This window comes from Planctomycetota bacterium (genome assembly GCA_016235865.1).
Lineage (GTDB): Bacteria > Planctomycetota > MHYJ01 > JACQXL01 > JACQXL01 > JACRIK01.
Genome location: JACRIK010000008.1, coordinates 1 through 2530 on the forward strand (window position 1 = coordinate 1; position 2530 = coordinate 2530).

Below are 2530 nucleotides of genomic sequence, written 5' to 3' on the forward strand. Positions count from 1 at the left end.
GAATGATCCGAAAGGCGATGCCCTTCATTTAGCCTTGGCATCATATCATCATTGCCATTTTCTGTTGACTTGGAACTGTGCCCATTTAGCAAATGCAAATAAATTTGAACATATTCGCCACATCAATACAATGCTTGGGTTGTATGTGCCAATCTTAACGACACCCTTCGAATTACTTTATTGGGAGGATAAGTAAGTGTTAATTAATGAAGCAATAGAAGATATAAGAAAGACCCGTCATGATATTTCTGCAGAGTTTCATCATAACACAAAAGAGTTGTTGGAACATTATAAGCAATTAGAAAGTAAATATTCTGATCGAATATATACCAAGAAAAATACTAATGGTTTAATTCAAATTACATCAATAGATGGCATCGCTTAGATGTGATAATAGGTACTCTTGAGGTGAGGGGTGACGGGTGCATTCCTACTTTCTTGTAAATAGGTATTTTGTCCCGTAGGGACAGATGGAAATAGCCCACCGATTTATCGGTGGGGACGGTGACCAGAATTGCTAGTCCCGTAGGGACGGCTGACAGCATGAGCATTTCCAGCCGACATTGCCAGCACAAGGCGCTTATAAGAATTTGGGAATGCTTCCGGGGTGGCAGCATGGAGATGGAGTTCTGCGAAGGGGACATCATTGTTGTCAAGCTTTGTTCCTCAACCTGAACCTTCTCTTTTAGACGAACTCGAAGGATTGGAGAAATTATTGAACAATGAATAACCAACCGGAAACACAAGAGCAGTCGGTTCTCACCACACGGATACGCACCGCGTTGCATGATGCGCGCGTCAGGATAGAGGCGCTGGAACGGTCTAAGAACGAACCTATCGCTATTATCGGCATCGGGTGCCGTTTTCCCGGCGGGGCGGACGATCCCGAAAAATTTTGGAAGTTGCTTCACGAGGGTGCAGATGCCATCGGGGAAATCCCCCGCGACCGGTGGGATATCAATAAATTTTATGACACGGCACAGGCGACGCCCGGTAAGATGTATTTCCGGTATGGCGCTTTCTTAAAACACATAGATCAATTCGATCCCCACTTTTTCGGGATTTCACCCCGGGAAGCGATGAGTATGGACCCCCAGCACCGTATGCTCCTGGAAGTAAGCTGGGAGGCGCTGGAACATGCGTCGATTGCCCCTGACAGCCTGAAATGCTCGAAGACGGGCGTATTTGTTGGCATCGGGCAAAACGACTATTCCCGGCTGGAGATGAATTGCGGCGACCCTGCAAGGATTACGGCATATTCCGGAACGGGAAACCTTTTCTGTTTTGCGCCCGGCAGATTATCCTATATTTTGGGTCTGCAAGGCCCCAACATGGCCGTTGACACGGCCTGTTCGTCGTCCCTGGTTGCGGTGCATCTTGCCTGTACGTCCCTGCGGAACGGGGAGTCTGATCTGTCCTTGGCCGGCGGCTCACATCTGGTGATATCGCCGGAAATAAGCGTTTTTCTGTCGATGACCAGGGCCGTCGCCCCCGATGGGCGTTGCAAGACCTTTGATGCGTCTGCCAACGGCTTTGCGCGGGGAGAAGGGTGCGGGATGATCGTGCTTAAGCGCCTTTCGGACGCCATTGCCGCAGGCGATAACGTCCTGGCGCTCATCCGTGGATCCTCGGTGAATCACGACGGACCCGGCAGCGGCCTTACGGTTCCCAATGAACAAGCCCAGGAGCAGGTTATACGCCAGGCGCTTGCAAACGCCGGGGTGGAACCCGGCCATATCCGTTACGTAGAGGCGCACGGCACCGGCACCTCGTTGGGCGACCCGATTGAAGTGAACGCCCTGGCCGCCGCATTGTGCGGAAAACGCGCCCCGGATCGCCCGCTCATGATCGGCTCGGTAAAAACCAACGTGGGACATCTGGAAGCGGCGGCGGGCATTATCGGACTTATTAAAGTCGTGCTTGCCATGACCCATGAAGAAATTCCTCCTCACCTGCACTTCAAAACCCCCAACCCGCTTATTGCCTGGGATAAACTGCCGATAACGGTTCCCACACAGCCGGTACCCTGGCAGAAAGGCGAAGAAGGCCGGTTTGCGGGGGTGAGCTCATTTGGGATGAGTGGCGTCAACGCCCACGTGGTGCTTGAAGATTTCCGTGAAAAAGCGAATGCCTCAATACCACGTCACAACGGAGCGCCCGCAGATACGCATTACCATCTATTCACCCTTTCTGCAAAAACCACAGAGGCGTTAAGACAATTGGCGGGACGGTACGCGAGCCACCTAGCCGCACCTCCCGGCCTGTCCATTGAAGACGTCTGCCTTACCGCCAACAAGGGACGTTCCCATTTCATTTGCCGGTTAAGCGCGGTAGTGGCGACAGCGCGGGAACTAGAGGAACTCTTGACGGCCTTTCACCACGGACGGGCGGCTCATGGCCTGTTTACCGGACAAGACGTTTATCCGTCAGGGACGATTACTGCATTCGGAAATAGAAACGTAAAGAGCGAACTGGAATCCCTGGGAAGCGCTTACGTACAGGGCAAAAATATAGATTGGACTCAATTCTA

The 2530-nt window shown here is 51.9% G+C and carries 2 protein-coding genes; both read left to right on the forward strand.

Annotation, left to right across the window (positions count from 1 at the left end; all coding sequences use genetic code 11):
- Positions 1 to 196 precede the first annotated feature (196 nt).
- Positions 197 to 385, forward strand: a complete 189-nt coding sequence (locus HZA49_04145) for a hypothetical protein (GenBank protein MBI5778631.1) — start codon at positions 197 to 199, stop codon at positions 383 to 385.
- A 337-nt stretch (positions 386 to 722) separates the two neighbouring features.
- Positions 723 to 2530, forward strand: a 1808-nt coding sequence (locus HZA49_04150; GenBank protein ID MBI5778632.1) for a polyketide synthase, incomplete at its 3' end; no start/stop codon positions are given.